This window comes from Streptococcus parasanguinis, assembly GCF_001069785.1.
Lineage (GTDB): Bacteria > Bacillota > Bacilli > Lactobacillales > Streptococcaceae > Streptococcus > Streptococcus parasanguinis_T.
This window is the reverse complement of record NZ_JVSR01000003.1, coordinates 1-5,047: the sequence shown is the minus strand read 5'-3', so window position 1 is coordinate 5,047 and position 5,047 is coordinate 1. Positions and strand designations below refer to the sequence as shown.

Sequence of the window (5,047 nt, the reverse complement as noted above, 5' to 3'; positions counted from 1 at the left end):
TGCTCGACAATCCAAAGACAATTGAGAGGCTAGGACTTTTGTCCCAGCCTACTTCTTCACATATTGTTCAACTGGATAATCTGCTGGATCTAAGCGCAGGTTTCCTCCTACCACGAGTTGGGATAGGTGCCACCCAATGAGGGGACCAGTTGTGAGGCCAGACGAACCAAGTCCACTGGCGACATAGAGGCCTACTTGATCAGGAACAGCTCCCCAAAATGGTGAAAAGTCACTGGTGTAGGCACGGGTTCCCACGCGCTCCCCGATAACTTCTGCTTGAGCGAGTTCTGGATAGTAGGCCAAGGCTTCTGTTTCCATCTGATTCAGCAAAGCCTGATCCACCGTCAGGTCAAAGCCCATCTCATTCTCATGAGTGGCTCCCATACTGATCTTGCCCTTCTGAAAGGGAATGATATCCAGCTCTCCTTCCGGCATGACCACTGGATAATCAGCAATATCTCGGTCTAGCTGATAATCCCTCAACTGTCCTTTTTGAGGCCGGACATCAACTTGGTAGCCAAGTGGCTCGAGCATTTGACCCAACCAGGCTCCTGTTGCCAAGATGACTTTGTCATAGCTTTCTCCTGCTATCTGAAAACCATCCTCTGTAATAGCCAAAGCAACCTCTTCCTTAATCAGTCTTGCGCCACTGGCTTCAAGGAGAGTTTCCGTTAGAAGGGCTCCCTCTACATGGGCCCCACCTGAGGCATAAAGGAGCTGTTCAAAGCCTTGTAGACCTGGGAATTGTTGGCACACTTCTTCTTTGTTTAAAATCGCTAAGTCTCCGATCAAGGGAGATTCTTCCCGACGACTCAGCGCCAACTGATAGAGTTCGTCTAATTTTTCTTCCTTTTTCTTGAGGAGATAGACGCCGGTCTGCTGGTAAAAATCTGTATTAATTCCGTCCTTGGCCAGGTCTTCTACCAATTCTTGGTAGAAATCAGCCCCCAGACGAGCCAGGCGATACCAAGCCTTATTACGCCGTTTAGAAAACCAAGGGCTAATAATGCCTGCCGCCGCCTTGGTTGCTTGGCCGACTCCATGGTCATAGACAGTCACATCCACTTGTGCTTCTTTGGATAAATAATAGGCTGCAGTGGATCCCACGATCCCTGCACCAATAATCGCAACTTTCATCATGACCCCTTAGATATGGTAAAAAGGATTGGTGCTGGCTTGACTGCCAATCACTTCAATCTCCCAGGCTTCCTCAGCCTTCCACTGATTGAGCTTTTCTACTAGTTTTGACACAAAGAGAACCTCGATATGGTGCCCGGGATCTAAGGCCAAGAGGCCATCGCTCAGCATGTCCTGAGCCGTGTGGTAGTAGATATCTCCTGTGATATAAACATCTGCTCCCTTGGCGAGAGCATCCTTGTAAAAGGACTGGCCACTTCCTCCACAGATTGCGACATGCTTGATAACCCGATCCAAATCCGCCTGATCATAACTGACTATGCGCAAAGCATCTAAGCCAAAGGTTTCTTTAACCTTGCTAGTCAACTGTCCAAAGGTTTGTGTAGCTACCCGACCGATCCGGCCGATTCCAAGTCCTTCCCCTGTCATACTGAGGGGCTCTGTATCTTCAATTTCCAAGAGCTGGCAAAACCAATCGTTGAGACCATCTGGGACAATGTCAATATTAGTATGGCTGACGTAGACTGCGATATCATGCTTGATCAAATCGATATAGATCTGATTTTGGGCCCGATCAGCTACCAAATCCTTGATGGGACGGAAAATAGGCGCGTGCTTGACGATGATCAAGTCCACCCCATGAGCGATTGCTTCTGCCACCGTCTGCTCCCGAATATCTAGGGCTACCATGACCTTCTTGATGTCTTTTTGTAGCGTGCCGACTTGTAGGCCACGGACATCTCCCTCCATAGACAATTCCTGAGGACAATAGGATTCATAGCGTTTGATGACTTCACTTGCTAACATGTAGAACCTCCTTGATGTGAGCGATGCGCTCTTCTAACGATGCTCTGGCAGATTGATTCTCAACTGGGACCTGCTCCAAGGCGAAGGCTAATTTCTCCACTTCCTTGGACCACTTTTGGACAAAGGCTGGAGCTTGTTCCCGCATCAAATGGGGACCAAAGCGTAGTTCCTTGGCTGTCAACTCTTGAGAACCGTGTTCCACCACAAGGATCTCATAAAACTTCTCATTTTCTTCCAAGATAGCTTCATCAACAATGTGGAAATCATGGTCGACTAACCAAGCCCGCAGTTCATCCTCTCGATTATTGGGCTGCAGAACCAAGCGAGAGACATTGGCTAATTTCTCAAGACCTGCCGCTAAGATATCTGCAATCAAGCGTCCGCCCATGCCAGCAATGGTGATACAGGAAATGCCGTCTGCTGGTTCAAAGGCAGCCAAGCCATTGGCCAGACGGACTTCAATCTTGTCCTCTAAACCATTATCGACGACATTTTGGAGGGCAGACTGATAAGGCCCCTCTACCACTTCCCCAGCAATGGCAGCCTCAATCTTGCCTTCTTGTAAGAGGGCGATTGGGAGATAAGCATGATCACTCCCCACATCCAAAAGACGCGCTCCAGCTGGGACGAAACTGGCCACCAGATTCAAGCGATTTGATAATTTTGTAAATTCCATGTGCTTCTTTCTATACTTTTATTCCATCCTATAGTATACCATGTTTGCACCATTAAAAAAAGGCGCAACGGCGCCTTGTCTATTATGGAAAGGTATTACTTTAGACTTTCCTTAGGTGAGTCCGGACGTCAGCGAACTTCTTCAAAGTTCCATGACTAAGTTTTGAGTCTAATGTCTCAAAACTTCCGGGCACATGAAACTTATACGTTTCATGTGCTATACTCACGGCGGAAACTCTCGCTATCATCCTCAACAAGCCGATATTAGACTTTAGTCAATTTCCTTATATTCTACTTCCAAGCCACGTTGCACGGCTGGGCGATTGGCAATTTTCTCTGTCCAAGCTTGCAAATGCTTGTATTCCTTTACATTTAGGAAAATTCCTGCTCGGTCCCAGACCTTGTCTTGGGCGAGACGGCCATACCAAGACCAGATGGCAATATCTGCAATGGTATAGTCATCTCCTGCAATATAAGGTTTGGTAGCCAATTCCTTGTCCAGTAGGTCCAATTGGCGTTTGGCTTCCATGGCAAAGCGATTGATGGCATACTCGATTTTCTCAGGTGCATAGTGGAAGAAATGACCAAAGCCTCCCCCTAGGAAAGGTGCAGCCCCCGTCTGCCAGAAGAGCCAGTTGAGCACTTCTGTCCGTTTAGCCAGATCAGTAGGGATTAATTTGCCAAATTTCTCTGCTAGATACAGGAGGATATTGGCCGATTCAAAGACACGAATGGCTTGATCGCCTGATTGATCCAACATGGCTGGAATTTTCGAGTTTGGGTTGATGGCTACAAAGTCACTACCAAACTGATCTCCCTCACCAATCTTGATCCGATAAGCGTCATAGCCTGCATCCACTCCCAGCTCTTTCAATTCCTCCAGCATAATGGTGGCCTTGATCCCATTGGGTGTTGGAAGGGTATAGAGTTGGAAAGGTTGATCCCCTTTTGGAAGAGTTTGTTCAAAGCGGGCACCTGCTGTTGGTTGGTTCAAGCCACCCCAGGCTCCTCCCATTTGGCTCGGTGCTTTCCATACTTCTGGTAATTGATAGTCTGACATCTTTCTTCTCCTTTATTTCGCTACTCCTAGCATATCAAATATCGGGCTCCCTTTCAAAGATCTGCTACGCGAAGGCTACTTGACTTTTTTTGTCAAAATGATAGTATAGAAAAAATACAATTTTAAGGAGAAAACCATGTCCACGATCGACTTTCATAGTTTGGCAAAGACAGAATTGCACTGCCACTTAGATGGTTCCTTGTCTCTTCCGACCATTCGCCAGCTGGCAGCTATGGCCAATATTGACCTACCTGCTAGCGATGAGGAGCTCAAGCACCATGTCACTGCGCCTGCCCACTGTGAGAATCTTTTGGACTATTTGGAGGCCTTTGACTACATTCGGCCCCTTCTTCAAACCAAAGAAGCCTTGACGCTTGCTGCTTACGATGTGGCCAAGCAAGCTGCTCTTGAAAATGTCGTCTACATCGAAGTCCGCTTCGCACCAGAATTGTCCATGGACCAAGGCCTCACCGTTCCAGAAACCATCGATGCTGTCTGCGATGGTCTACGCCAAGCCCAGGAGGAATTTGGCATTGTTGCAAAAGCCTTGGTCTGTGGCATGCGCCAGTCCGATCAAGAGGTCACCTCTCGCATTCTTGCAGAAGCCAACCAAGTTAGTGATCAGGATTTTGTTGGTTTTGACTTTGCCGGAGATGAGCACAACTACTCTCCAGAAGATATTCGAACTTTAATCGAGCAAGTCAAGAGTTACCATCGGCCTATGACGCTTCATGCAGGTGAGTGTCATTGCCCACACTTTGTTGCCCAATCGATTGCATTTGGCATCAAACGCAATGGGCACGTGACGGCTCTATCTCATGAACCAGCCTTACTCCAATCCTTTATTGAAAATGGGGTCACTGGTGAACTCTGCTTGACCAGCAACTTACAGACAAAAGCAGCGCCGACTTTAGAGGATTTTCCTTATTTGAAAATGAAGGAAGCAGGTGCTCGAATCAGTATCAATACCGATAATCGGACTGTATCTGATACCGACCTCACCAAGGAATACGCCCTCTATCATCAGCATTTCCAAACCAAGGAAACTGACTTTTACCAGCACAATGTCCATGCCATCCAGGCTTCCTTTGCTAGTGAGGAGGAAAAACAAGAACTCCTTACCAAACTAGAAAAAGCTTACGCGGACTATCTATAAACGAAAAATGCTAGCAATATATGACTGCTAGCTTTTTGTATGGTTAAAAATTATTTTTTCAATTAAGAACCTATTTGTTTCAGTAAAAATAATGTCTTATTTTTAAAACTATTCAAGTATAAACTAAAAACTTTCCGCCGTGAGAAAAGTGCCTGAAACACTATTGTTTCAGGCACTCGGGAGTTTTGAAACCTTAGGTTCAAAACTAAGTC

The 5,047-nt window shown here is 46.7% G+C and carries 5 protein-coding genes; 1 reads left to right on the top strand and 4 read right to left on the bottom strand.

From position 1 onward, the window contains the following. Positions 1-48: 48 nt before the first annotated feature. The 4 genes from ADG03_RS00335 to yghU all read right to left on the bottom strand — a co-directional run bounded on the left by ADG03_RS00335 (position 49) and on the right by yghU (position 3,679). A complete protein-coding gene (locus tag ADG03_RS00335) occupies positions 49-1,140 on the bottom strand; it encodes an NAD(P)/FAD-dependent oxidoreductase (RefSeq protein WP_049472308.1) in 1,092 nt (363 codons plus the stop codon). 6 nt (positions 1,141-1,146) lie between these two features. Beyond that, a complete protein-coding gene (locus tag ADG03_RS00330) occupies positions 1,147-1,944 on the bottom strand; it encodes a Nif3-like dinuclear metal center hexameric protein (RefSeq protein WP_049472310.1) in 798 nt (265 codons plus the stop codon). After that, positions 1,931-2,620, bottom strand: coding sequence for a tRNA (adenine(22)-N(1))-methyltransferase (locus ADG03_RS00325; protein ID WP_049472311.1), 690 nt, complete (start codon positions 2,618-2,620; stop codon positions 1,931-1,933). The genes ADG03_RS00330 and ADG03_RS00325 overlap by 14 nt, the downstream gene beginning before the upstream one ends. A gap of 270 nt (positions 2,621-2,890) precedes the next feature. Next, positions 2,891-3,679, bottom strand: coding sequence for a glutathione-dependent disulfide-bond oxidoreductase (gene yghU / locus ADG03_RS00320; RefSeq protein ID WP_049472313.1), 789 nt, complete (start codon positions 3,677-3,679; stop codon positions 2,891-2,893). A gap of 136 nt (positions 3,680-3,815) precedes the next feature. On the opposite strand from yghU, the gene add reads away from it, so the two are divergent. Beyond that, positions 3,816-4,835, top strand: coding sequence for an adenosine deaminase (gene add, locus ADG03_RS00315; protein ID WP_049472316.1), 1,020 nt, complete (start codon positions 3,816-3,818; stop codon positions 4,833-4,835). Positions 4,836-5,047 lie beyond the last annotated feature (212 nt).

Bases quoted from the DNA above. Each gene is read 5' to 3' on its own strand.
- ADG03_RS00335 (WP_049472308.1), bottom strand. From the start codon at position 1,140: ATGATGAAAGTTGCGATTATTGGTGCAGGGATCGTGGGATCCACTGCA.
- ADG03_RS00330 (WP_049472310.1), bottom strand. From the start codon at position 1,944: ATGTTAGCAAGTGAAGTCATCAAACGCTATGAATCCTATTGTCCTCAG.
- ADG03_RS00325 (WP_049472311.1), bottom strand. From the start codon at position 2,620: ATGGAATTTACAAAATTATCAAATCGCTTGAATCTGGTGGCCAGTTTC.
- yghU (WP_049472313.1), bottom strand. From the start codon at position 3,679: ATGTCAGACTATCAATTACCAGAAGTATGGAAAGCACCGAGCCAAATG.
- add (WP_049472316.1), top strand. From the start codon at position 3,816: ATGTCCACGATCGACTTTCATAGTTTGGCAAAGACAGAATTGCACTGC.